General features: G+C 68.5%; 24 protein-coding genes. 15 read left to right on the plus strand and 9 right to left on the minus strand.

Annotated elements, in window-relative coordinates:
• Positions 1-38: 38 nt before the first annotated feature.
• Positions 39-1,685, plus strand: coding sequence for a fatty acyl-AMP ligase (locus tag ACYVKL_RS15830; RefSeq protein WP_379163944.1), 1,647 nt, complete (start codon positions 39-41; stop codon positions 1,683-1,685).
• Positions 1,686-1,739: 54 nt separating this feature from the next.
• Here the strand turns inward: ACYVKL_RS15830 and pth are convergent, their stop codons facing one another.
• Both pth and ACYVKL_RS15840 read right to left on the minus strand, forming a co-directional pair.
• Positions 1,740-2,321: an aminoacyl-tRNA hydrolase gene (gene pth, locus ACYVKL_RS15835; protein ID WP_379163947.1), complete on the minus strand. Its 582-nt coding sequence runs from the start codon at positions 2,319-2,321 to the stop codon at positions 1,740-1,742.
• A 25-nt stretch (positions 2,322-2,346) separates the two neighbouring features.
• Complete coding sequence (locus ACYVKL_RS15840) at positions 2,347-2,943, minus strand: 50S ribosomal protein L25/general stress protein Ctc (protein ID WP_379163950.1); 597 nt, start codon at positions 2,941-2,943, stop codon at positions 2,347-2,349.
• 378 nt (positions 2,944-3,321) lie between these two features.
• Between ACYVKL_RS15840 and ACYVKL_RS15845 the strand changes: the two genes are divergently transcribed.
• Together ACYVKL_RS15845 and ACYVKL_RS15850 are read left to right on the plus strand one after the other, a co-directional pair.
• Complete coding sequence (locus ACYVKL_RS15845) at positions 3,322-3,582, plus strand: hypothetical protein (RefSeq protein WP_379163953.1); 261 nt, start codon at positions 3,322-3,324, stop codon at positions 3,580-3,582.
• Positions 3,583-3,680: 98 nt separating this feature from the next.
• Positions 3,681-4,154, plus strand: coding sequence for a hypothetical protein (locus ACYVKL_RS15850; RefSeq protein WP_379163956.1), 474 nt, complete (start codon positions 3,681-3,683; stop codon positions 4,152-4,154).
• A 67-nt stretch (positions 4,155-4,221) separates the two neighbouring features.
• On the opposite strand, the gene ACYVKL_RS15855 is transcribed toward ACYVKL_RS15850, so the two are convergent.
• Positions 4,222-4,884 carry a lysophospholipid acyltransferase family protein gene (locus tag ACYVKL_RS15855; protein WP_379163958.1) on the minus strand — a complete coding sequence of 221 codons (663 nt, stop codon included), beginning with the start codon at positions 4,882-4,884 and terminating at the stop codon, positions 4,222-4,224.
• A gap of 109 nt (positions 4,885-4,993) precedes the next feature.
• Here ACYVKL_RS15855 and ACYVKL_RS15860 point away from each other — a divergent pair, with 109 nt between their 5' ends.
• Both ACYVKL_RS15860 and ACYVKL_RS15865 read left to right on the plus strand, forming a co-directional pair.
• Positions 4,994-5,560: a TetR/AcrR family transcriptional regulator gene (locus tag ACYVKL_RS15860; protein WP_379163961.1), complete on the plus strand. Its 567-nt coding sequence runs from the start codon at positions 4,994-4,996 to the stop codon at positions 5,558-5,560.
• Between the two features lie 104 nt (positions 5,561-5,664).
• Positions 5,665-7,290: a peptide chain release factor 3 gene (locus tag ACYVKL_RS15865; protein ID WP_357190901.1), complete on the plus strand. Its 1,626-nt coding sequence runs from the start codon at positions 5,665-5,667 to the stop codon at positions 7,288-7,290.
• A gap of 12 nt (positions 7,291-7,302) precedes the next feature.
• Here ACYVKL_RS15865 and ACYVKL_RS15870 read toward each other — a convergent pair whose 3' ends face one another.
• Positions 7,303-7,824, minus strand: a complete 522-nt coding sequence (locus ACYVKL_RS15870) for a nuclear transport factor 2 family protein (RefSeq protein ID WP_379163965.1) — start codon at positions 7,822-7,824, stop codon at positions 7,303-7,305.
• A 129-nt stretch (positions 7,825-7,953) separates the two neighbouring features.
• A complete protein-coding gene (locus ACYVKL_RS15875) occupies positions 7,954-8,841 on the minus strand; it encodes an Abi-alpha family protein (protein WP_246598358.1) in 888 nt (295 codons plus the stop codon).
• 350 nt (positions 8,842-9,191) lie between these two features.
• Between ACYVKL_RS15875 and ACYVKL_RS15880 the strand changes: the two genes are divergently transcribed.
• Positions 9,192-10,514: a DUF445 domain-containing protein gene (locus ACYVKL_RS15880; RefSeq protein ID WP_379163968.1), complete on the plus strand. Its 1,323-nt coding sequence runs from the start codon at positions 9,192-9,194 to the stop codon at positions 10,512-10,514.
• Positions 10,511-11,380, plus strand: coding sequence for an Abi-alpha family protein (locus ACYVKL_RS15885; protein ID WP_460772015.1), 870 nt, complete (start codon positions 10,511-10,513; stop codon positions 11,378-11,380). The genes ACYVKL_RS15880 and ACYVKL_RS15885 overlap by 4 nt, the downstream gene beginning before the upstream one ends.
• Positions 11,381-11,554: 174 nt before the next feature.
• Here the strand turns inward: ACYVKL_RS15885 and ACYVKL_RS15890 are convergent, their stop codons facing one another.
• Entirely contained in the window at positions 11,555-13,360 is a 1,806-nt protein-coding gene (locus ACYVKL_RS15890) for an ABC-F family ATP-binding cassette domain-containing protein (protein ID WP_379163974.1), read from the minus strand.
• Between the two features lie 68 nt (positions 13,361-13,428).
• Complete coding sequence (locus ACYVKL_RS15895) at positions 13,429-14,367, minus strand: 4-(cytidine 5'-diphospho)-2-C-methyl-D-erythritol kinase (protein ID WP_213559437.1); 939 nt, start codon at positions 14,365-14,367, stop codon at positions 13,429-13,431.
• Between the two features lie 121 nt (positions 14,368-14,488).
• Here ACYVKL_RS15895 and ACYVKL_RS15900 point away from each other — a divergent pair, with 121 nt between their 5' ends.
• The 5 genes from ACYVKL_RS15900 to ACYVKL_RS15920 all read left to right on the plus strand — a co-directional run bounded on the left by ACYVKL_RS15900 (position 14,489) and on the right by ACYVKL_RS15920 (position 19,128).
• Positions 14,489-14,695 carry a heavy-metal-associated domain-containing protein gene (locus ACYVKL_RS15900; RefSeq protein ID WP_213559436.1) on the plus strand — a complete coding sequence of 69 codons (207 nt, stop codon included), beginning with the start codon at positions 14,489-14,491 and terminating at the stop codon, positions 14,693-14,695.
• Positions 14,692-15,591: a hypothetical protein gene (locus tag ACYVKL_RS15905; RefSeq protein WP_379163978.1), complete on the plus strand. Its 900-nt coding sequence runs from the start codon at positions 14,692-14,694 to the stop codon at positions 15,589-15,591. The genes ACYVKL_RS15900 and ACYVKL_RS15905 overlap by 4 nt, the downstream gene beginning before the upstream one ends.
• Positions 15,588-17,828, plus strand: a complete 2,241-nt coding sequence (locus ACYVKL_RS15910) for a heavy metal translocating P-type ATPase (protein WP_379163981.1) — start codon at positions 15,588-15,590, stop codon at positions 17,826-17,828. The genes ACYVKL_RS15905 and ACYVKL_RS15910 overlap by 4 nt, the downstream gene beginning before the upstream one ends.
• A gap of 222 nt (positions 17,829-18,050) precedes the next feature.
• On the plus strand, positions 18,051-18,551 hold the full coding sequence (locus ACYVKL_RS15915; protein ID WP_379163984.1) for an LpqN/LpqT family lipoprotein: 501 nt from the start codon (positions 18,051-18,053) through the stop codon (positions 18,549-18,551).
• Between the two features lie 184 nt (positions 18,552-18,735).
• Positions 18,736-19,128 (plus strand): hypothetical protein, encoded by a 393-nt coding sequence (locus ACYVKL_RS15920; RefSeq protein WP_213559430.1) that lies wholly within the window; start codon positions 18,736-18,738, stop codon positions 19,126-19,128.
• Positions 19,129-19,130: 2 nt separating this feature from the next.
• Here ACYVKL_RS15920 and ACYVKL_RS15925 read toward each other — a convergent pair whose 3' ends face one another.
• Positions 19,131-19,496: a chorismate mutase gene (locus ACYVKL_RS15925; protein ID WP_460772019.1), complete on the minus strand. Its 366-nt coding sequence runs from the start codon at positions 19,494-19,496 to the stop codon at positions 19,131-19,133.
• A 192-nt stretch (positions 19,497-19,688) separates the two neighbouring features.
• Between ACYVKL_RS15925 and ACYVKL_RS15930 the strand changes: the two genes are divergently transcribed.
• From ACYVKL_RS15930 to ACYVKL_RS15940, 3 genes are all read left to right on the plus strand, one after another.
• Positions 19,689-20,084 carry a VOC family protein gene (locus ACYVKL_RS15930; protein ID WP_379163990.1) on the plus strand — a complete coding sequence of 132 codons (396 nt, stop codon included), beginning with the start codon at positions 19,689-19,691 and terminating at the stop codon, positions 20,082-20,084.
• Between the two features lie 73 nt (positions 20,085-20,157).
• Positions 20,158-20,517, plus strand: coding sequence for a hypothetical protein (locus ACYVKL_RS15935; RefSeq protein ID WP_379163993.1), 360 nt, complete (start codon positions 20,158-20,160; stop codon positions 20,515-20,517).
• A gap of 466 nt (positions 20,518-20,983) precedes the next feature.
• A complete protein-coding gene (locus tag ACYVKL_RS15940) occupies positions 20,984-22,573 on the plus strand; it encodes an ArnT family glycosyltransferase (protein ID WP_379163996.1) in 1,590 nt (529 codons plus the stop codon).
• Positions 22,574-22,603: 30 nt separating this feature from the next.
• On the opposite strand, the gene rsmA is transcribed toward ACYVKL_RS15940, so the two are convergent.
• Positions 22,604-23,485: a 16S rRNA (adenine(1518)-N(6)/adenine(1519)-N(6))-dimethyltransferase RsmA gene (gene rsmA, locus ACYVKL_RS15945; RefSeq protein WP_379163999.1), complete on the minus strand. Its 882-nt coding sequence runs from the start codon at positions 23,483-23,485 to the stop codon at positions 22,604-22,606.
• Positions 23,486-23,505: the final 20 nt, after the last annotated feature.

A 23,505-nucleotide genomic window follows, 5' to 3' on the forward strand; every position in this document is an offset into this window, starting at 1 on the left:
GATATTTGAATGCTGGTCCGGCATTCGAGGAGTCCTGCGTGAGTCGCTTCACCGACGAGATGTATGCCACCGCCCGCGTTTCACACCGCGGCCTGGTGACCGGAGAACCCGATGCGCCACTACGGCAGAGCTGGGGCGAGATCCACGACATCGCACGCCGCATGGCGGGCGGGCTGGCGGCCGCCGGCATCGGCCCCGGCGACGCGGTAGGCGTGCTGGCCGGCATGCCGGTCGACATCGCACCGGCCTGCCAGGCCGCGTGGATGCGCGGCGCGTCGATCACCATGCTGCACCAGCCCACACCGCGCACCGATCTGCAGGTGTGGGCGCACGACACCGAGACCGTGCTGGGCATGATCGAAGCCCGCGCGGTCATCCTGGGCGCACCGTTCGAGATCGCGGAACCCCTACTGCGCGAACGCGGCATCGAGGTGGTCACCCTCGACACCATGCGCGCGGGCGCCCCGATCGACCCGGTCCCGACCGGCGAGGACGATATCGCCCTGCAGCAGTTGACATCCGGCTCCACCGGCTCGCCCAAGGCGGTGCGGATCACGCACGGGAACTTCTTCGTCAACGCCTACGCCATGTTCGACCGGGTGAAGTTCCAGCTCGACGACGACGTGATGGTCAGCTGGCTGCCGCTGTTCCACGACATGGGCATGGTCGGATTCCTCAGCGTTCCGATGCAATTCGGCGCCGAAGTGGTCTGCGTGACCCCGCTGGACTTCCTGGCCCGGCCCATCCTGTGGGCCGAGCTGATCTCGAAGTACCGCGGAACCGTCACCGCCGCACCGAATTTCGCCTACTCGCTGCTGGCCCGGCGATTACGGAACGCCGACGACGGGTCCCTCGACCTGAGCAGCGTGCGCTACATGTGGAACGGCGCGGAGCCCGTCGACGCCGACACCATGGACACGCTCGCCGAGGCCGGAAAACGCTTCGGCCTCAACCCGATGGCCCTCACCCCCGTCTACGGCATGGCCGAGACCACCCTCGCGGTCTCGATCCCGGACCCGGGACTGGGCCAGATCCTCGACACCGTCGACGCCGACCTGCTCGAGGCCCTCGGCAAGGCGGTGCCGGTCCGCGATCCCGAACACCATCACGGCGGGATCCGCCGGCTGCCCACCCTGGGCTACCTGGTCGACAATCTCGAGGGCCGGGTGGTCGACGCCGAACGCCGGTCACTGCCCCCGCGCAGCGTCGGGGTCATCGAATTACGCGGCCCCGCGGTGACTTCCGGCTATGTCACCGTCGAGGGCTTCCGCCCCGCCCAGGACGGCGAAGGCTGGCTCGACACCGGCGACATCGGCTACCTCACCGAGGAGGGCCTGGTGGTGGTCTGCGGCCGGATCAAGGACGTCATCATCATGGCCGGCCGCAATATCTACCCCACCGACATCGAGCGAGCCGCCTTGCGCGTCAAGGGCGTTCGGCCCGGCAACGCGGTGGCGGTCCGGCTCGACGCGGGCCAGAAGCGCGAAAGCTTCGCCGTAGTGGTGGAATCCAATGATCATCAGGACCCGGACGAGGTGCGCCGCATCGAGCACGACATCGTGCACGCGGTGTTCTCGGAGGTGGGGGTGCGCCCGCGCAGCGTCACCGTGCTGGGTCCCGGCGCATTGCCCAAGACCTCCTCCGGCAAGCTGCGCCGCTCGGCGACGGCCACCACCTTGTCCTGACGGACTGCAGGGCCCCGGGGAACGCGGGGCCTCAGGGAATGAAGGCCCTGGGGCTCAGTGCAATTGGTTCTGCGCGGTTTCCAGGCCCACGCGCAGCAGCAGCTCGACCGCGTCCGCGGTCTGCTCGACGATCACCGGAACCTCTTTGCGCTCCGGCGCGGAGAACGGCTTCAGCACGTAATCGGCGGGATCCTGACGGCCCGGCGGACGGCCGATGCCGAAGCGGACGCGCAGATAGTCCTTGGTGGTGAGGGCCTGCGAGATCGAACGCAGCCCGTTGTGCCCGCCCTCGCCGCCGCCGCGCTTGAGGCGGATCTGGCCGAAGGGGAGGTCGAGTTCGTCGTGCACGACGATCACCTCGGTGGCGGGCACGGAGAAGAATTTGGCCAGCGCCGCGACGGGCCGCCCGGACAGGTTCATGTAGGTACGCGGCTTGGCCAGCAGCACCTTACGCCCGTCCAGGCGCGCCTCGAGCAGATCCGCGCCGGACTTCTTGTGCACGGTGAAACGACCGCCGACCCGCTCCGCGAGCAGGTCGGCGACCAGGAAACCGACATTGTGCCGGGTGCGCTCGTACTCGGATCCGGGATTACCCAGACCGATCACGAGCGCGGGCCCGGCCGTTGCCTCGGTCATCGAGAACCGTTGCGGGAGTAGGGAGTTACTCCGCGGCGGCCTCTTCGGCGGCGGCCTCTTCGGCCTCGGCGGCGGCGGCCGGGGCGGCGATGACGTTGAGGACCAGGGCCTCCGGGTCACCGGCGAGGGTGACGCCCTTCGGCAGCTCGATGCCGCCGGCGAGGATCTGGGTGCCGGCCTCGACGCCCTCGATCGAGACCTCGATGGACTCGGGGATGTGCAGGGCCTCGGCCTCGATGGAGAGGGTGGTGGCGTCCTGGGTGACCAGGGTGCCGGAGGCGGCCTCGCCGACGATGGCGACGTTCACGTCGGCGGTGACCTTCTCGCCACGACGCACGATCAGCAGGTCGGCGTGCTCGATGTAGCGGCGGATCGGGTGAACGACGACCGACTTGGTCAGCGCCAGCTGCTTCTTGCCGTTGATGTCCAGCTCGAGGACGGCGTTGGTGCCGTGCTCACGCAGGATGGCGGCGAACGCGCGGGCGCTCACGGACAGGTGCTGCGGCTCCTCGTTGTGGCCGTAGAGCACGGCGGGGACATTGCCGTCGCGGCGGGTACGGCGGGCGGCACCCTTACCGAACTCGGTACGTACGGTGGCTTCGAGAAGGTTGGCGTCGGACATGACTGTCTACTCCCTACGGCTCGTCCGGCTGTAATGTCAGCGTGTCGCCAGGCGACGTGGGCCGCCCTGGCGAAGTGGTTGGTCTGCTCATCGGCGAAGACCAACATGGACGGCCGAAATAGGCCGAGCCGCGTCGATCACGGTGGACAACTGGGTGCCACACCCTCGCCGAGACAACCTGAAGACTTTAACACGCTGCCGGAAGGCACTTGCCGCACCCCCTCGGCGACCGCATTTTCCGCTCTTGTCCCCGGCAATTTGACACACTAGTATTTCGCATCACTCAGCGCCGCCGCCATCGATCCGAACCCCTCCCTGGTACCGGGCAATTCGATGAGCACGCTGGGTAGCTTGGCTCCTGAGTTAGGAAAACGCTTGATGAAGAACATCCGCCGCATCGGCCTCAGCGCCGCGGGCATCGCCGCCGTCTCCGCCGCAGTCGCCCTGACCGCGCCGTTCGCAGCCGCCACCAACAACGACTGCCCGCCCCCGCCGACCCACACCACCACCCCGCCGCCGCCGGCCACCACCCCGGCCAAGCCCAGCACCCTGCCGGACCTCGGCGGGCTCTTCAAGGGTCTGGGCTCCGGCTCCGCGGGCGGCGCCACCGCCAACGGCACGGGTGCTTCCGTTTCCTGATAAAAACCCCGGTTTTGGTAGCGGGGATTCCTTTCCGGTGCTAGGCACTTTGATCGACACGCTGAATAGCGTGTCTCCTGAGTGAGGAACAGAGATCTATGACCAACATCCGCAAGGCCGGCCTGAGCGCCGCGGGCTTCGCAGCCATCTCCGCCACCATCGCCATCGCCGCTCCGTTCGCCACCGCGGACACCACCGTCAACGGTCTGACCGTGTCGGGTAGCGGCTACACCGTGGGCCAGACGTACACCATCACCGTCGTCACCGGCTCGCCCAGCGTCAGCGCGAACGTCTTCGACACCACCGGGTCGAGCACCGTGTCCATCGGCACCGCTACCCCGGCCTCCGGCACCGCCACCACGGCCGCCATCAACTGGACTCCGACGTCGGCGGGTACCCACCACATCACGGTCACCCTCAACGGCGCCGGCCAGTCCGTCGCCGTCGGCCCGGTGGACATCACCGTCTCCGCCACCGCCGCCAGTGACAGCGGCCTCGACACGGGCAGCGCCGCGGGCCTGCTCAAGTCCCTCGGCATCACCGGCTCCAGCGCCAACGCGCGCGTGAGCTGAGACGAACAGCGCAACGGCCGGTGGTCCGGAATCCCGATCGGATTCCGCACCACCGGCCGTTCTCGTCTCAGGCGGCCTGCTGCTTGAAAGTGGTTGCGTAGCAATCGACGTACGGGCGGCCGGAACGACTGACGATATCGGCCATCAGCTCGTCGGTGGCGCGGCGCACGGCTTGCTGACCGGCGGGCAGGAAGTAGCGCGGGTGGCCGAAGGAGATGTGCACCTTGGCGGGGCGCAGGAAACGCCCATCCCGCGGATTCACCCGATCGGTCCCCGACAGCACCACCGGAATCACCGGAGCTCCGGTCTGCATGGCCACCCGGATCACGCCGGTCCGACCCCGATACACCCGGCCGTCGGGCGAGCGCGTCCCCTCCGGGTGAATGCCCCAGACGCCGCCCGACTCCAGAATGCGCACCGCCGCCGCGAGCGAATCCGAGCCCGCGCTGCCCCCGGTGCGGTCCACCGGCACCTGACCGGTGGCGTTCATGACGAAGCGATTGACCCGCCCGCGCCAGCCGCCCTCGGTGAAGTACTCCTGCTTGGCGATGAAGGTGACCCGGCGGCGCAGCACCAGGCACAGGTAGAGCGAATCCACCACGGCGAGGTGGTTGGCCGCGATGATCAGCGGGCCATTCTTCGGAACATGGTGCAGCCCTTCGATCCTGGGCCGCCCGAGCAGCCGCAGCACCGGCCCCACCACGATGTGTTTCAGGAGCCAGTACCACATGGAGATCCACCCAACTCTCGGGAATTCGACGGCTGCGTAGACAGTGTCTACGCATTCTTTTGTACCGGACCACGTAGACACTGTCTACGAATACGGGAGAATGTGACCCATGACTTCGGCCGAGCCACTGCGCGAACGACTGGTGACCGCGGGCGTCACCATGCTCGAGGACATCGGCGCCCGCGAGCTCGGGCTGCGGGCCATCGCCCGCGAGGCCGGGGTCTCACACGGCGCGCCCCGGCGCTACTTCCCCACCCACAACGCGCTGCTGGCGGCGATCGCCGCGCACGGCTACGCGGACCTGCGCGCGGAAATCGATGCGGCACAAGGTGATACCGCCTTCGAACGAGTCCGCCGCACCTGCCTCATCTATATCCGCTTCGCCACCGCGCGCCCGGAGATGTTCACCCTCATGTTCCGCCACGACCTGCTCGAAGGCGCGGGTGAGAACCTGCGGGCCAACTGGACACTGCCGCTGTTCACGCGCTGGCGGGAACTGGTCGCCGACTGCGGCGGCACCGACGCGGACGAGCGGGCCCTGAGCCTGTGGACCCACCTGCACGGCATCGCGGTGGTGGTCGCGAACCGCAGTATCGAGGCGGTCGCACCCGGTACCGATATCGAAGCGCTGGTCGCACGGGCCGTCGCCCGGCATCTCGCACCGCACCCGGGCTGACCACCCGTTCGACCACCACCCGGGGCCGGACCGGCCGGTCGGGGCGCGGGGCCGGTCGCGTACCCTGGTGCGGTTGCCTCGTCCGCACGAAGGAGTCCCCCGCCGTGAGTTCCCCGACTGCCAGCGCGTCCTCAGCTACCGCCGGTCGGCTGGCCGGTGAGGCGGCGCGGCGGCGCACCTTCGCGGTGATCTCCCACCCCGACGCGGGTAAATCCACGCTGACCGAAGCCCTCGCGCTGCACGCCAAGGTGATCTCCGAGGCCGGCGCCATCCACGGCAAGGCGGGCCGCAAGTCCACCGTCTCCGACTGGATGGAGATGGAGAAGGCCCGCGGCATCTCGGTCAGCTCCACCGCGCTGCAGTTCGAATACGGCGACTGCGTCATCAACCTGGTCGACACCCCCGGCCACTCCGACTTCTCCGAGGACACCTACCGCGTGCTCACCGCGGTCGACGCCGCGGTCATGCTCATCGACGCCGCCAAGGGCCTGGAACCGCAGACCCTCAAGCTCTTCCAGGTCGCGCGCGACCGCGGCATCCCGGTCATCACCGTCATCAACAAGTGGGACCGCCCGGGCCAGGCGCCGCTGGAACTGCTCGACGAGATCGTCGACCGCATCGGCCTCACCCCCACCCCGCTGTTCCTGCCCGTCGGCATCGCCGGCGACTTCCGCGGCCTGCTGCGCCGCGGCGAGGAAGGCGCGGCCACCGAATACATCCACTTCACCCGCACCGCCGGCGGCGCGACCATCGCCCCGGAGGAGAGCTACACCCCCGAGCAGGCCGCCGAACGCGAGGGCGACGTGTGGAGCACCGCCGCCGAGGAGAGCGAACTGCTCTCCGCCGCCGGGCAGGACCACGATCAGGAACTGTTCCTGGCCGGGCACACCTCGCCGGTCATCTACGCCTCCGCCATGCTGAATTTCGGTGTGCGCCAACTGCTGGAGACCCTCGTCGAACTCGCGCCGCCGCCGCGCGGACGCAAGGACATCAAGGGCGAACCGCGCGACACCACCGCGCCGTTCAGCGCCGTCATCTTCAAGGTGCAGGCGGGCATGGACACCGCCCACCGCGACCGGCTGGCGTTCATGCGCATCGTCTCCGGCGAATTCGAGCGCGGCATGGTGGTGACCCACGCCCAGACCGGGCGGCCCTTCGCCACCAAGTACGCGCTCACCGTCTTCGGCCGCGAGCGCACCACCGTCGACACCGCCTACCCGGGTGACGTGGTCGGTCTGGTCAACGCGACCGCGCTCGCGCCGGGCCACACGCTGTTCGTGGACAAGAAGGTCGAGTTCCCGCCGATCCCGTCCTTCGCGCCCGAGCATTTCGCCTCGCTGCGCGCCAAGACCGCGGACAAGTACAAGCAGTTCCGCAAGGCCATGGATCAGCTCGACTCCGAGGGCGTGGTGCAGGTGCTGCGCAATGACGCCCGCGGCGACCAGTCGCCGGTGCTGGCCGCGGTCGGCCCCATGCAGTTCGAAGTCGTCACGGCCCGAATGCAATCCGAGTTCAATGTCGAGACCCAGCTCGACCACCTGCCCTACCAGCTGGCCCGGCGCACCGACGCCGAATCGGCCGAGGAGCTGAGCCGGCAACGTGGCGTCGAGGTGTTCACCCGGTCCGACGGCGCGCTGCTCGCCCTGTTCAGCGACAAATGGCGGCTGCAGTACATCGTCAAGGAAATGCCGAAGCTGACCCTCGAACTACTGGTCGCCGGAACGGAATAGGGCCCGGGCGGGTCAGCCCAGCGTGCCGGAGCCGTCCGAGCTGGGCTCGGTGCGAGGCGTGTCGGCCGGATCGCGGGCGATCAGCCCCCAGCGGCTGGACGTCAGGCGCAGGCTGGGCAGATCCGAGAGCGATAGCACCACCTCGTAGGTGCGTTCGTAGCCGGTATGCGCGATGCGCCAGTGCCCGTCGTCGCAACGCACGTACTTGTCGGTGTAGAAGGCCGCGCCGCGTAACAGCATGTTGTGACCCGGGATCAACACGGTGTCGGCCAGGTACCAGGTGCCGGTCGCCTCATCGCCGTCGACATCGATTTCCGGGTGGTCGCAGCGGTGTTCGGTGATGACGTGCGGGCCCAGCGTATTGCGCATGAAGGCCAGGAAGGCGTCGCGCGATTCGAACTGGAGGTACTCGCTGTAGGTGGCGGTGGCCTCCGGAATCATGGTGTCGGCGAACTCCTCCCACGCCTTGGTGTCCAAGGCGCGCAGGTAACGGAACTTCAGCCGGCTGATCGCCGCGACGGCATCGGAATCCATAAGATCCACAATCCCATCAGGTGTCACAAACCTTCAGGAATCGGCACAGATCTGTATCGGATCGCTATCAGTCCGGAACGTTGGGCGTTCGGGGGCGTGGGCCCCCGATCACACCCGAGCGTTCCGGCGTCAGTTGTTGATGGAGAAGCAGGTGTTGCAGAAGTCCTCGCCGAACTCGGTCAGGCGCAGGCTCTTTCGCACGATCTTGGGCACTCGGCCCGCCTTCTTCAGCGCCTGCTCGACGACGGGCTGGACCTCAAGCACCATGTATCGCGACAAAACGACCGGATCCTCCGAGGTCATGGTGAGACCGAGGCGATTCAGATTGATCAGGTAGTTGCGCGCACGGTCCGGGTAGCGGACGCCGGACTGCTCCGGAACCGAGGTCAGATCCCCCGCGACCAGCTCCGATCCGATACCCAACGGCCGATTGGTACGCACGTCCACCGACGGCTGCGGGCCCTGCAAGGCCATGAAACGCAGGATGCGAGCTTCGTCGGGGGCGAGCTGATCGAGGATGCGGTCGTAGGCCGGGTGCACGTCCTCGGTGAAGTAGACATCGGCGGACCGGGCCAGCAGCGCGTCCCCGCGGCGGCGCAGATCATCGGTCGTGGCCGAACGCACCAGACCACTGCCATTGGCGATGGCCTGCTGCGGCGCGCCCATGGGAGTCGGTACGTAACTGACGATCTCGCGCACCGAACCCTCGGTGACGCCGAGCGCGCTGCGCGCGATGGACCGCAGCGCCGCCCCCGTGCGCTCGGCGATATCGGCGGACGACTCGCCGTCCAGCGCGGCCTGGGTGATCTGCTTGGTGATCTCGTAGCTGGTGCCGACCGCCCACTCGGTTCCCCGCACCGCGGTGCCGACGGCCAGGCCGGCGGCCCGGAAAGCCCCGCGGATCAGGCGGGCCTCATTGCTGATCTGCCGCTGCTCCACATCGGAACTGCGTTCCACGGCACGAGGTCCCGGACGGGTCACGTCCTGCCCCGGGATCCTGTCTTCCGCCACGTCCATCTCCGAATATCGCCAGGTGAACACAATCGTCCACAGATTATTGCCCCCGACGGACCTGCGGGCACGTTGAACCCGTGAGCCCGACGAAGGTTACCCCAGTCCACGTCCGCCGAGTAACGACGCACATGACCCCCAACACGAACGATGAAAGAACGATATGGATGTGGTCCCCGCCATTCTCGTGGTCCCATCAAGACAGAGGAACATCGAGCCCGCGCAGTGTGACCGAGATCTCCGACCCAGACACTCTGCGGCTGGACTCACTTCCTGAATAGCCAGTAAGGTCCAGACCGCCGATGGGGTAGTCAACGCCGACGGCGGTGCGTTGCGGGTCGGCAGGAGGGTGTCGCGTGCTAGAGAGTGTCTTCGGGGTGCGTCCGACCCTCCTATTGGAATTGATCACGATTCCACTGTTCACGGGCGTGATCGGCTATATCACCAACTGGACCGGCGTGCTCATGTTGTTCAAGCCGGTCCGCTTCCACGGATTCCGGCTGCCCGGGCTGGCCACCGTGTTTCCTTTGCTGCCCAAGCGGATTCAGGTGCTCCCGCTGCTGCAGTACGACGGGCGCTTCGGCTGGCAGGGGATCGTGCCGTCGCGTGCGGACAAGATGGCCAGCATCGCGGTCGACAAAGGATTGGCGAAACTCGGGAGTGTCGCGGATTTCTATCGCGAACTCGAACCGGACAAGCTCGCTGAACATTTTGTTGAAATTGCCGATCTTCAGATTCGCGACATTGTCGAGGACATCCTCAAACGCGAACACCCGCAGCTCTGGTACAACCTGCCCACGGGCGTGCGGGAGATGGTCCACAGCCGCGTGAAGGAACAGTTGCCGGATATTCTCCGGGAACTCACCGATGAACTCGGCAAGAACATCGATCAGCTGCTGGACGTCAAGTCCATGACCATCCGCTACTTCCAGGCGCGGCCGCAGATGCTGAATTCGGTCTTCCAGGTGCTCGGTGCCAAGGAACTGCGATTCATGCAGAACTTCGGCTTCTACTTCGGCGCGCCCATGGGCCTGGTGCTGGTCGGCGTCCTGCACTGGACGCACTGGTCGTCGCTGGTCGTGCTGCCCGTCGGCGGGGTGATCATCGGCTGGGTGGTCAACTGGATCGGCATCAACCTGATCTTCGAACCGGCCTACCCGAAGTGGTGGTGCCCGTGGCGGCAGGGCCTGCTGATCAAACGGCAGGACGAGATCACCGAGGGCTACGCGGCGCTGGTGGCCAGCGAGATCATGACCGTCGCCAATATCGGCGACGAGCTGCTCAACGGGCCGCGCGCCGACCGCACCATGCAGATGCTCACCGACACCCTCAAGCCCGCGGCCGACCGGGCGCTCGGCCCGGCCCGATCCGTGGTCCGATTCGCCATGGGCGGGCGCGAATACGACTCGCTGCAGGACACCCTCACCTCCGAGGCCATGACCATCGCGCCCATCGCCTTCGCCGACCCGGCGTTCAACGCGCAGCAGGGCCGGCAGGTGCAGGAGTACATCGCCAAACAAATGTCGGCGCTGCCCCCGCCCGAGTTCGTGGACATGCTGCGATCGGCCATCAAACAGGATGAATGGCTCTTGTTCGTCCATGGCGGCGTGCTGGGGCTCTTCGCCGGTTACGCTCACCTCCTGATCTTCGGAACAGGAGTCGCTACCACATGGATATGACCGAATCCTCCTCTGGCGAGGACGATCCCGCCGATCCCGGCACCGACATCGCCGTTCGCGAGACCGCTCCGCTGCCGGTGCATCCGGGCGAGCGACGGGGTTCGGCCGGGCCGGTCCGCGCCGCCACGGGAGTGGTTCGGGTGGCCATGTCGGCGGCGGTCGAAGCCAGTTTCTGGAGCCTGCACACCGCGCTCGGGGTGACCTCGGTGGTGCTGCGCGGCAGCATGGCCGGGCAGCCGCCGCGCGAGATCCTCTCCGACGCCGGCGCCCAGGTCCGGCATTCGGTCCGGCAGGCGCTCGGCGTGCCCGTCCCCGAGAACCTGGACGCCACCGCCGATTCCGGCCACACCGCGCTGCTGCGGGCTCGCGGCGCGGAACTGCTGCGCCGCTCCGCGGACTTCCACGCCGAGGACGACACTCACCACCACACCGCCTACGCCCGCATCCTGAGCGAGCTCGCGCCCGACGAGGCGCGCGTCGTCCGGCACCTGTACCTGGACGGTCCGCAGCCCGCGGTCGAGGTGAAGACCGGGCGCAGTTCCTACCGCGGCGTCTTCAACCTGCTCGGCGAGGACGCGGCCCTGCGCTACCCGAACCGGATCGACGCGTACCTGGCCAACCTGGATCGCCTCGGCCTGATCGACGTGACCCGCGAGGCGCTGGGCAACCCGAACCGGTACCAGCTGCTCGAGGCCATGCCGGACGTGCGGCGACTGCTCAAGCGCGCCGGCTTCGGCACCAAGGTCCTGTACCGGACCATCGAATTGACTTCGTTCGGCGCGGGATTCGTGCGCACCTGCCTGCCGGTGCCCTCTCTCGACTCCCCCGCCTCCCCGGGACTTCAGCGGGCGGCCGGAGAGCCGTAGCACGCCACGCACCCGCACTGACGTCGGACACCGAACCGATTCCGGGCGTACCCGGCGAGTTACCCCGACCGTTGCGAAATCAGTTGCCGCCTCCGCATACGAAGAAACCGCAGCGGGCGTGACATGGTCGGCGCCCGCCGAAGGATCTCGCTCGAGCGTCGTCGCTGATCCAGCTCAGCCCTCGGCCAGTTCGAACCAGCGTTCCTCGGTGGCTTCCTTCTCCGCCTGCACCTGCTTGAGTTCGGTGCCGAGCTTGACCAGCTTGTCGGGCTCGGTGGCCGCCTCTGCCAAAGCCGCGTGCAGCTTGGCCTCACGTTCGGTGAGCTTCTCCAAGGCGCGTTCCAGCTTGGCCAGTTCCTTACGCGCCGCGCGGTAGGCGGCCGAATCCGTCGCCGGGGCAGCGGAATTCGCGGCGGCCGGGGCGGTGGAGCGGCCCGCGGCGGACGTAGCGCCACCGCTGAGCGCGGCACGCTTGCGCAGGTACTCCTCGATGCCGCCGGGCAGGTTGGTGAGCTTGCCGTCGCCGAACAGCGCCCAGGTGCTGTCGCAGATACGCTCGATCAGGTAGCGGTCGTGGGAGATCACCACCATGGTTCCGGCCCAGCCGTCGAGCATGTCCTCGAGCTGCTGCAGCGTGTCGATGTCGAGGTCGTTGGTGGGCTCGTCGAGCAGCAGCACGTTGGGTTCGGCCATCAGGATGCGGGTCAGCTGCAGGCGGCGGCGCTCACCACCGGACAGGTCACCGACCGGGGTGCGCTGCTTGGCGGGTGTGAAACCGAGCCGCTCGGCCAGCTGACCGGCGCTGATCTCCTTGTCGCCCAGCATCATTCGCTGCGCCACGTCCTGCACGGCCTCCAGCACGCGCATATCGAGGGGCAGGTCGTCGAGTTCCTGGCGCAGCCAGCCGATCTTGACGGTCTGACCCTGGATCCGCTTGCCGGACTGCAGTTCCCGCTCCCCGGCCAGCGCCCGCAGCAGCGTGGTCTTGCCCGAACCGTTCACGCCGACCAGACCCACCCGCTCACCGGGGGCGAGCCGCCAGGTCAGGTCGGTGACCAGTTCCCGGCCGTCCGGGATGGCGAGGGTGGCGTCCTCGAGTTCGATCACCACGCGGCCCAGCCGCTTGCGCGCGAAGGAGGCCAGCTCCACGGTGTCGCGCGGGGCGGGGACATTGGCGATCAGGGCCTCCGCGGCCTCGATCCGGTAGCGCGGCTTGGAGGTTCGGGCCGGCGCGCCGCGACGCAGCCAGGCGAGTTCCTTGCGGGCCAGGTTCTGGCGGCGGGCCTCGGAGGCGTCGGCCTGCCGGACACGCTCGGCGCGGGCGAAGATCCAGTCGTTGTAACCGCCGTCGTAGGTCTCGACCCGGCCGCCCTGCACCTCCCAGGTGCGGGTGGCCACGGTGTCGAGGAACCAGCGGTCGTGGGTGACGACCACCAGCGCGCTGCGGCGTTCGGTCAGGTGCTCGGCGAGCCACTGCACGCCCTCGACGTCGAGGTGGTTGGTGGGCTCGTCGAGGACCAGCAGGTCCAGGTCACGGACCAGCGCGGCGGCCAGGGCGGTGCGGCGGCGCTCACCACCGGAGAGACCGGCGACCGGGGTGTCCATGCCGAGGTCGGCGATGCCGATGCCCTCGACCACGGAACGGATGCGCGGGTTCGAGGCCCATTCGTGCTCGGCCACACCGTCGGTGCGCTGGTCCTCGGCCAAACCCGCGAGAACGACCTCGCCGACCGTCGCGCCCTCGGGCAGGACGCCACGCTGGGTGACCACCGCCATGCGCAGGAAGCCGACCCGGCTCACGCGACCCGAATCAGGCTCCTCCAGACCCGTCAGCACCTCCAGCAGCGTCGTCTTACCGCCACCGTTCATGCCGACGACGCCGATCCGCTCCCCTTCTTGAACCCCGAGGCTCACCTTGTCGAGCAGCGGCTTGATGCCGAAGCTCTTACTGACGGCTTCAAGGTTGATCAGGTTGGCCACGGGATCCTCTGCGTCGGTCGATTGCTTGCCCCGGGCAAGCCTACCGAGCAGCCGGGACCGCCCCGCGCTCAGCGCTTGGCGGCATCCGGCGGATCGGTGATCCGGCGCGCGCCCGGGACCGGGCCGTGGGCGGTGCGGACGCTGCGGGACACCCCCGCGCCCGCTAGTTCGGCGGCGACGGTGACCGCGGCCTCCTCGCTTTCGCAGAGGAAAGCGCAGGTCGGGCCGGAGCCGGAGACGATGCCCGCGAGGGCTCCCGCGCCGACGCCCGCGCGCAGGGTGCGACGCAGCTCAGGCTTCAGTGACAGCGCGGCGGCCTGGAGATCGTTGCCGAGCAGCGGGGCGAGCTGCGTCGCCTCACCGGAGGCCAGGGCCTGGAGCAGGTCCTCCGGGCTGCCGAGCCGTGGCGGGTCGCCGGCCTCGCGCAGGCGGTCGAGTTCCTTGAACACGGCCGGGGTGGACAGGCCGTCCTTGGCCAGTGCCAGCACCCAGTGAAAGGTGTTGCGGGACAGGACGGGAAGCAGTTTCTCGCCGCGGCCGCGGCCCAGGGCGGTGCCGCCGTGCAGGGAGAAGGGGATGTCGCTGCCGAGTTCGGCTGCGATATCGGACAATTCGGCGCGGCCGAGGCCGAGTTCCCACAGGTCGTTCAGCCCGACCAGGGCCGCCGCGCAGTCCGCGCTGCCCCCGGCCATGCCGCCCGCCACCGGAATGCCCTTGCTGATCGCGAAGTCCACCAGGGGTGCGCGGCCGCCCAGGTCGGCCAGTTTCACCGCCGCCTGCCAGACCAGGTTGCCGCGGTCGGTGGGCACGTCCTCGGCGCCTTCGCCGGTGACCTTCACGCGCAGGGTGGTGGACGGCGTGATGTGGACGTCGTCGCTGAGCGACAACGCCTGGAACACGGTGACCAGGTCGTGGTAGCCGTCCTCACGCAGGTCGCCCACTCCGAGGTGCAGGTTCACCTTCGCGGGCGCGCGCACGACGACGGGGCTGGGCACAACTGAGAGCACGGGCACAGCCTAGTCGACAGATTTCCCGCTCGAGTACTTGCGCCAGGTACCCATGGGGGGTATGTTTCCAGATGTCGGGGATACCCCCTCACCGTATGAGAAGCGACCGAAGGAGACCACCATGGCCACCAGCACCTACACCGTCACCGGAATGACCTGCGGCCACTGCGTCGGTTCGGTGCAGAAGGAGATCGGCAAGATCGACGGCGTCACCAGCGTCGATGTCGACCTCGCCAGCGGCCGGGTCCAGATCGAGTCGGCCGCGCCGCTCACCGACGCCGACGTGATCGCCGCCGTCGACGAAGCGGGTTACGAGGTGGCCAGGTGAACGATCGACTGAAGTTCGCCGCCTTCGGTGGCGGACTGGTCGTCTTGTTCGGAGCCGCGCTCGGCATCGGCGCCCTGGTGGGCGACCGATCCGGCGCGGCCTCGGCCGAGACCACCGAGCACTCCCAGCACGACACCGCCGCCGCGCCCACCGGACTCCAGGACAGCCGCTCCGGCTACACCCTCGGTGAGATCAGCGCCCCGGCCACCCCCGATCAGCAAGGCGCACTGCGCTTCCGGATCACCGGCCCGCAGGGCACCGTCACCCGATACGACAACCTCCACGACAAGGACCTGCACCTGATCGTGGTCCGCTCCGATGCCAGCCAGTTCCGGCACGTGCATCCCACCCGGGCCGCCGACGGCACCTGGTCACTGGACTGGAAGTGGGCCGCGCCCGGCAGCTACCGGGTGTTCGCCGACTTCTCCCCCACCGGCGGGCCCGGCGAACTGGTGCTCAGCCGCACCGTCGCGGTCGCGGGCAACGTGACGGACAAGCCGCTACCGCCGGTCTCGCGGACCGCCGACGTGGACGGCTACCGGGTCACCCTGACCGGCGACCTGAACACCGCGGGCAGCGAACTGAACTTCACCATCACCCGCGACGGCAAGCCGGTGACCGACCTGCAGCCCTACCTCGGCGCGTACGCTCACCTGGTAGCCCTGCGGGCCACGGACCTGGCCTACCTGCACGTCCACCCCGAAGGGGAAGTCGGCAAGACCGCGCCCGGCCCCGGCGTCGCGTTCCACGCGCAAGCGCCCAGCGACGGCGCCTACCGCCTGTACCTGGACTTCCAGCACGGCGGCACGGTCCACACCGCGGAATTCACCAGCGAAACATCCACCGCCGCACCCGCTTCGGGTGCGCCCGCACAGCACGGAGGAGGTCACTCATGAGCGCGCCCGCACCCGAGCGTTCGATCGAACTCGATATCGGTGGGATGACCTGCGCCTCCTGCGCGGCCCGGATCGAGAAGAAACTCAACCGGATGGACGGCGTCACCGCCTCCGTCAACTACGCGACCGAGAAGGCGAAGGTCAGCTTTCCCGAATCGGTGAGCACCGACGATCTCATCGCCAAGGTCGTCGACACCGGCTACACCGCGGCCGTGCACCACACCGAACCGGTGAAAACCGAGGCGGGCGCGGCCGAGCCGGGGCCGTCGGCGGCGGATCTGTTGCGGCACAAGCTGCTGGTGACGCTCGCGCTGGCGGTGCCCGTGGTCGCCATGGGCATGTTCCCGGTGTTCCAGTTCACCAACTGGCAGTGGCTCTCGCTCACCCTGACCGCGCCCATCGTGGTCTGGAGCGCCTCGCAATTCCACCGGGCCGCCTGGGTGAACGCCAAACACGGCGCGGCCACCATGGACACGCTGATCTCGCTGGGCACCCTCGCCGCTTTCAGCTGGTCGGTGTACGCCCTGTTCTGGGGCAACGCCGGCATGCCCGGTATGAAGCACCCGTTCAGTTTCGCCATCGAGCGCGGTGATTCGTCCTCGGCGCTGTACTTCGAGGTCGCCGCAACGTTGGTCACAGCGATCCTCGCGGGACGCTACTTCGAGGTGCGGTCCAAGGAGAAGGCCGGATCCGCGCTGCGCGCCCTGCTGGAACTCGGCGCAAAGGATGTGTCGGTGCTGCGCGGCGGGGTCGAAACCCGCATTCCCACCGCCGAACTGCGGGTCGGCGAGGAATTCCTGGTCCGGCCCGGCGAGAAGGTCGCCACCGACGGTGTTGTGGTGAGCGGTAATTCGGCGCTCGACATGAGCATGCTGACCGGCGAATCCGTGCCCGTCGAAGCCGGTCCCGGCGACCAGGTGGTCGGCGCGACCGTGAACGCGGGCGGACTGCTGACCGTGCGCGCCACCCGCGTCGGCGCGGACACCCAACTGGCGCAGATGGCTTCACTGGTCGAGGACGCGCAGAACGGCAAAGCGCCCGTGCAGCGGCTCGCCGATCGGGTGGCGGGCGTGTTCGTGCCGATCGTCATCGCGATCGCGGTGGCGGCGCTGGGCTTCTGGCTCGGCACCGGCTCGGCCGTGGCGACCGCGTTCGGGGCGGCCGTCGCGGTGCTGATCATCGCCTGCCCGTGCGCCCTCGGACTGGCCACGCCCACCGCGCTGCTGGTCGGCACCGGGCGCGGCGCGCAGCTGGGGATCCTGATCAAGGGCCCGCAGGTGCTGGAATCGACCCGGCGCATCGACACCGTGGTGCTGGACAAGACCGGCACCGTCACCACCGGCAAAATGACGCTGGCGGAAGCGATTCCGGCGGGCGGCGTGGCGGTCGACGAACTGTTGTCGGTGGCCGCGGCCGTCGAGCACGGCTCCGAGCACCCGGTCGCCAAGGCCGTGGTCGCCGGTGCGGCCGAGCGCGGACTCGACACCGAACGGGTGGAGCAGTTCGTCAGCCACGGCGGCAAGGGCGTACAGGGTCTGGTCGGCGAACGCGCGGTGGTGATCGGGCGCAGCGAGCTGATGGCGGACTGGTCGGTCGATGTGCCGGAATCCCTGGCGGACGCCAAGACTCGCGCCGAACAGGCCGGTCAGACCGCCATCGTGGTGGCGTGGGACGGCAAGGCGCGCGGCGTGCTGGTCATCGCCGACGCCGTGAAACCCACCAGCGCCCAGGCGATCTCGGAGATGAAGGCGCTCGGCCTCACCCCCGTGCTGCTGACCGGCGACAATGCCGCCACCGCGCGCACCGTCGCCGATCAGGTGGGCATCTCGGAGGTCATCGCCGAGGTGCTGCCCAGCGACAAGCTCGACGTGGTGAAGCAGCTGCAGGATCAGGGCAAGGTGGTCGCCATGGTCGGCGACGGCGTCAACGACGCGGCCGCCCTGGCCCAGGCCGACCTCGGCCTGGCCATGGGCACCGGCACCGACGTCGCCATCCAGGCCGCCGACCTCACCCTGGTCCGCGACGACCTGCGGGCCGTACCCACCTCGATCAAGCTGTCCCGCGCCACCCTCCGCACCATCAAGGGCAACCTGTTCTGGGCCTTCGGCTACAACGTGGCAGCGATCCCGCTCGCCGCCGCCGGCCTGCTGAACCCGATGCTCGCCGGTGCCGCCATGGCTCTGTCCAGCGTCTTCGTGGTCAGCAACAGCCTGCGCCTGCGCCGCTTCCGCGGATGAGGCACCGCGAAAGGGCCGCTCGAATCGTGTGATTCGAGCGGCCTTTTCGCATGGACGGAGAACCTGCGCAGGCGAGCCGCGACCGCCGCTCCAGCACTCCGGGGCGTCGCCTACGGACGCGCGGCGCTCGGCTCTCCGACGTACGGGGCATCGTCCCTCCCCGGCGCGCGGCATCGTGTTGAATGTCGGGTGACCACCGCCGCCCCCTCTCGAGGAGCTTCGTTGACCACCATCGCCGAATACCTGGCCGCCGCCCAGATCCAGGCCGCACCGGTCGACCCCGCGGCCCCCGGCGCGCCGAAGGTCACCGTCGGCATCCCCGAAGGCTGGCAGCAGGTGCCCCCGCAGATGTTCCCCGGCTCCTACGGCGTCTGGACCCAGCCCCCCGCGAACGGCTGGGCCGACAACGCCGTCCTCCTGGTCGCCACCTTCACCCCCGCCGTCGACCCGGCCGAACTCCTCTCCCACGCCTTCGCCGACGCCCGCCAGCTCCCCGCCTGGCAGGACATCGACACCGACACCGCCGACTTCGACGGCCTCCCCTCCGCCGCCATCACCGGCACCTACGAAGTCCAGAACCTCACCCTCTGGGCCTACAACCGCTACATCATCGTCAACTCCGACTCGGCCCAATACCTGGTCCAACTCACCATCACCACCCGCAACGACAGCGACGGCACCGCCCCCACCACCATCCTCGAAGGCTTGTCCATCTCCGCCTGAGCGCCCACGCCGGCACCGCGCGCTCGCGATGCGGGCGCGCGGATTCCGCTGATGTCGCTGTGTCAGTGGGCGTGTCAGGCGGGTGTCAGGGAGCTGTCAGGCGGTGCGGCGACAGTTGGTACATCGAACAGCTCGACCGGAACGGTTCCGGGAGAGCCGATTACCGAGATGAGGAGCAATCATCATGACTGTCACCCTGACCGACCAGGACAAGGCCACCCTGCGCAACGCCGCCTACGGTGCTGTCTCGCTGATGGCCGCCGCCGATCGCGCACCGCACAAGGCGTCCACCAACGGCACCATCGCGCTGTCCTCGGCGACCGGTCTGGTCGGGCATGTGCTGACCGCGAAGTCGCGCGACATCCAGCTGAAGGGCAAGACGGTCGCCGACCTGGCCGACCAGGTGCTGCCGACGCTGACCGCGGCCATGACCCTGCTGCGCGAACAGGATCCGGCCGAGGCCGACAACTTCCGCGCCACCATCCAGGTCGCCATCGAGTCGGCGGCGGGTGCCGAGCCCTCCCCGACCTCCGCGGAGATGGCTCGCAAGATCACCTCGGCGCTCGACGCCGCCTGACGCTAGGCGGTGGATTTCGAGGCTGTGATCACCTCGTGCCGGCGCTGCTCGAGTTCGATGAATCCGTCGATCAAGGTCGTGTAGACCCGCTCGACGAGCTCCGGCTCCACGCCGTGAGTGATCGCCAGTTCATTCAGGCGAACCATCATCCGAGCGCGCCGGTCCGGGGCCCGCACCTCTTGCGGATTGCGCTTGAACGCGGCCGCCCGCATCACCAATTGCTGTCGCGCACCGAGCAATTCGACGATTCGCGCGTCGATGGCGTCGATCTCGCCGCGAATTTCCTCCAGAGCCATGAACCTCGATCCTTCCGATTCGAGGCCACCGCGGCGCACCAACCGAGCACCGCGTGACGGATCGGCTGCCACACCCGGCGGCCGATACACATGCGCAAATCAGGGCCGCCGAACTCCCGGCCACCACCACGACTGCGCCATCAACATCACTCCGCCATCAAACCACAGCGCCGATGCGATTGCCCCGCAACGGTTGCCGACACCCTGCACCGAACCCGAACCACTTCCGCTCCGCAGCGCCAACCAGCCAGTAGATTCCACCCCATGCCCCTGGGACACCTCGGCGTCAACGTCACCGATCTCGCTGCGGCACGCCACTACTACGACCAGCTGATGCCCCTGGTCGGCTACGACAAACTGCTCGCCGACGACACCCAGTTCGCCTACTGGCCCGCCAACCGCAAGCCCGGCACCTACATCTTCTTCTACCCGTCCCCCGAACCCGGCTACTCCCGCGACCACGCCGGTCTCCAACACCTGGCCTTCATCGTCCCCACCCGCGCCGACGTCGACCGAGTCCACGAATGGGCATCGGCCAACGAAGACGAAATCATCCACACCCCACAACACTTCCCGCAATACCCGCCGCCCTACTACGCCACCTTCTGGACCGGCTACGACGGCGTGATGCTGGAAGCGGTGTGCCACAGGGATTCTTAAGAATCCGGTAAGCGGGGGCGGAGAGACTTCGGGTCGATTCAGTCGCCTAGCGGATAGAAGGACCATGGCTCAGTTGGAAGACACACGCGGCACCGGCTGGGCGGTTGTCGGGGGGATCATCGGTGCGATAGCGGGATTCGTTTATCCGGGGTCGATGATCGTGTTGCAGCGGGTTGTCGGGATCACCGATCCCGGGCGGCCGAGCATCGTCACCCCAGACGGGCCTGTCGAGTACGGGGTGGGCACGGTTGGGTATTGGGCGAGCTGGATCGTGACGTTCGGGCTGATCCTCGCGATCGGTATCGCGTCCTCGAGAGGTGGACGACCGCGCGAGTTCGCGACTCCCGCCACGCTGGCGTTCGCCGTCATCGCGGTACCGATCTCGCTGCTGTTCATCGCGTTCGACTTCGGTGGCGCGCCGCACCCGAGTTGATCGGGCAGCCTCCCGGTCGACGGGGCCGGGGCGGCGCAGGCTGTGGAGGTAGCCGGCGAATCCGCACTGTCTGATAAGCGCAGCCGATGGCGCAAATGTGATTTGTCGCATTTGCGCCAAATAGGGGCTGCGGCAGACGGGTCTCGGAGCCCGGAGACGGGGATCGGATACGGCGACGGGAATCCTCGGCGGGGACCTCACCGCAGGATCGTTCGGCGTGGTCAGAACAGGTTCCAGGGTGTTGCTGGCCGAGTGCTGAAGTGGGTCATCCGGGTGCGCGTGGACCCCGGCCGAGCACCCCCGGTGGGCGACCACGCGGGCCGGGTTGCCTAGGAGGGCACGGCAAGCCCCTGAAAGTTCGGGGCGACTGCGAGGGGGGTTTGCGGATATTCTGCTGCGTGATCGACGCCCGGCATTGCCGACTTTCGGTGTTGCCGGGCGTTTTCGTGTTCCTGGGAGGGAATCAGTGTCAACCACCGATGTAGCCCCTGAGCTGGTCGCCGTCGAACCGGCCGCCGATCGGGTGCAGCCGTTCGCTTGGAAGGGCGTGCTGGCGGTCTCGCTGGGGTTCGCCGTCGTGCTCGGCATTCCCGCGGCGCGGATCAACTACTTCGGCGACGAGCTGTACTTCCTGGCCGCCGGGCGACGCCTGGCGTGGGCCTACCCCGACCAGGGACCGCTGGCCCCGTTCGTCGCGCATCTGATGGATCTGATCGCGCCGGGTTCGGTACTGGCGCTGCGCATTCCGGCGCTGCTGCTGATGGCCGCCGCCGCGGTCGTGGCCGCCGCCACCGCGCGGGAGCTGGGCGCGGGCGCCCGCTATCAGGTGCTGGCCGCGCTGGCCTACGCGGTGTCACCGCTGGCGTTCAACCAGATGCAGCTGATCACGCTGACCTTCGACATTCCCCTGCAGGCGGCCATCATCTGGCTGCTGATCCGCTGGGTGCGGACCCGGCAGGACTGGCTGCTGATCGTCGCGGGTGTGGCCGCCGCGCTCGCGTTCCAGGCCAAGTGGATGATGCCCGGCGTGTGGGCGCTGCTGGGTCTGGGCGTGCTGATCGCCGGACCGCGCGAACTGCTGCGCCGCCCCGCGCTGTACGTGGGCACCTTGATCCTCGCGGTGTCGATGATTCCCGGCATCGTGTGGCAGGTGCAGCACGGCTGGGTGGAATCCCAGATGACCGAGATCATCGCCCAGGAGCAGTACGCCGCCAACACCGGACCGCTGATCTGCGCCATCGAGATCGCCTTCCAGTGCGGTCTGATCGGCGGCCTGCTGAGCATCTTCGGCCTGTGGGGCCTGACCCGGCTGGAGGCGTTGCGCCCCTACCGTTTCGCCCTGATCGCGGGCCTGGGCCTGCTGGTGATCGTGCTCGTCGAGAACGGCCGCTCCTACTATGTCGCCGGCTTCTGGCCGGCGCTGATCGGCGCGGGCGCGTTCGCGCTGAGCACGGTCGAGGCGCGGCGCCGGATCCGCACGGCGGTCAACGCCCTCGCGGTGGTGTCGGCGGTGCTGTACACGGCGTGGATGTGCTCGATCCCGGTGCCGTACAGCTGGGAATGGGCGCGCGACTTCACCGGCATCGACAAGCCGATCACCGACCAGGCGCAGTACTGGCAGCGTGAATCACTGACCGGCCCGGCCGGCTACGAGACCTTCACCAAGGCCGTCGCCGACGCGGTCGCCGGACTGCCGGAAGCCGAGCGCAAGAACACCGCCGTGGTCGGCGCCGCCTACGTGCAGGCCAGCGCCCTGGAGGAATTCGGCCGCGACTACAACCTGCCCCCGGTGTTCAGCCCCAACCGCGGGTTCGGCTACTTCGGCCCGCCGTCTGACTCCTACCGCACCATCGTCTACCTCTCGGTGGACGGCGTCGGCGACAAGGACTTCCTGGCCCAGTTCGAGTCCACCACCGTGGTCACCAAGATCAACGACCCGAACGGCCTGCCCGGCCTGGAACGCCTGATGACCGTCTACGTGTGCCGCGAACCCAAGCACCCGTGGGCCGATGTCTGGTCGGGCCTGCAGACTCTCACCTTCCCCAGCGGAATCTGAGAGCCCCGGACTCGGCCCGGCTGAGGAGCTTCAGCCTTGTTGAGCCAGACGGACGAAAGCGGCGGTATCGAGCGTCTCACCGCGCGCGGTGGGCGCGATACCGGCCGCGGTGAGCCGGTTCTCGGCCTCGGCCGCCGACCCCGCCCACCCGGCAAGCGCCGCGCGCAGCGTCTTGCGCCGCTGCGCGAAGGCCGCGTCCACGACCGCGAACACCCGCTGCCGGAAGGCCTCGTCCTGCGGCCACGGCGCTTCGTCGAAGCGATCGATGCGCACCAGCCCCGACTCGACCTGCGGCACCGGCCAGAAGATCTGGCGGCCGACGGTTCCGGCGCGGCGCACATTGCCGTAGAAGCCCGCCTTCACACTCGGCACCCCGTAGATGCGGCCGCCGGGCGTGGCCGCGAGCCGGTCGGCGACCTCGAGCTGCACCATGATCAGAGTCGTTCGGATGCTGGGGAATTCGGCCAGCAGATGCAGCAGCACCGGGACGGCCACGTTGTAGGGCAGGTTGGCGACCAGCGCGGTCGGCTCGGCGGGGAAGTCGGCGTGGGTGACCTTCATGGCGTCCATCGGCACGACCGTCAGGCGATCGGCGAGTTCCGGGGCGCGGGCGGCGACCGTCTGCGGCAGATTGGCCGCGAGCGTCGGATCGATCTCGACCGCGACGACCCGCTCGACCACATCGAGCAGGGCCAGGGTCAGCGAGCCCAGCCCGGGCCCGACCTCGAGCACGGTGTCGTCGCGACTGACGCCCGCGGTGGCGACGATGCGGCGCATGGTGTTGGCGTCGTGCACGAAATTCTGCCCGAGCTGCTTGGTGGGGCGGACCCCGAATCGCTCGGCCAGCTCACGCACTTCGGCGGGGCCCAGCAGGGCGGCTTTTCCACGACCGGCGACTTCGGGTTCGGACATTCTGGAAAACCTATCAAGCT

Source organism: Nocardia tengchongensis (genome assembly GCF_054781395.1).

Excerpts from the sequence above, each read along its gene's own strand:
- ACYVKL_RS15870 (WP_379163965.1), bottom strand. The coding sequence starts at position 7,824 with ATGGATTCCGATGCCGTCGCGGCGATCAGCCGGCTGAAGTTCCGTTAC.
- ACYVKL_RS15910 (WP_379163981.1), top strand. The coding sequence starts at position 15,588 with ATGAGCGCGCCCGCACCCGAGCGTTCGATCGAACTCGATATCGGTGGG.
- ACYVKL_RS15855 (WP_379163958.1), bottom strand. The coding sequence starts at position 4,884 with ATGTGGTACTGGCTCCTGAAACACATCGTGGTGGGGCCGGTGCTGCGG.
- ACYVKL_RS15900 (WP_213559436.1), top strand. The coding sequence starts at position 14,489 with ATGGCCACCAGCACCTACACCGTCACCGGAATGACCTGCGGCCACTGC.
- ACYVKL_RS15840 (WP_379163950.1), bottom strand. The coding sequence starts at position 2,943 with ATGTCCGACGCCAACCTTCTCGAAGCCACCGTACGTACCGAGTTCGGT.
- ACYVKL_RS15845 (WP_379163953.1), top strand. The coding sequence starts at position 3,322 with ATGAAGAACATCCGCCGCATCGGCCTCAGCGCCGCGGGCATCGCCGCC.
- ACYVKL_RS15920 (WP_213559430.1), top strand. The coding sequence starts at position 18,736 with ATGACTGTCACCCTGACCGACCAGGACAAGGCCACCCTGCGCAACGCC.
- ACYVKL_RS15860 (WP_379163961.1), top strand. The coding sequence starts at position 4,994 with ATGACTTCGGCCGAGCCACTGCGCGAACGACTGGTGACCGCGGGCGTC.
- ACYVKL_RS15875 (WP_246598358.1), bottom strand. The coding sequence starts at position 8,841 with ATGGACGTGGCGGAAGACAGGATCCCGGGGCAGGACGTGACCCGTCCG.
- ACYVKL_RS15850 (WP_379163956.1), top strand. The coding sequence starts at position 3,681 with ATGACCAACATCCGCAAGGCCGGCCTGAGCGCCGCGGGCTTCGCAGCC.
- pth (WP_379163947.1), bottom strand. The coding sequence starts at position 2,321 with ATGACCGAGGCAACGGCCGGGCCCGCGCTCGTGATCGGTCTGGGTAAT.
- rsmA (WP_379163999.1), bottom strand. The coding sequence starts at position 23,485 with ATGTCCGAACCCGAAGTCGCCGGTCGTGGAAAAGCCGCCCTGCTGGGC.
- ACYVKL_RS15930 (WP_379163990.1), top strand. The coding sequence starts at position 19,689 with ATGCCCCTGGGACACCTCGGCGTCAACGTCACCGATCTCGCTGCGGCA.
- ACYVKL_RS15885 (WP_460772015.1), top strand. The coding sequence starts at position 10,511 with ATGACCGAATCCTCCTCTGGCGAGGACGATCCCGCCGATCCCGGCACC.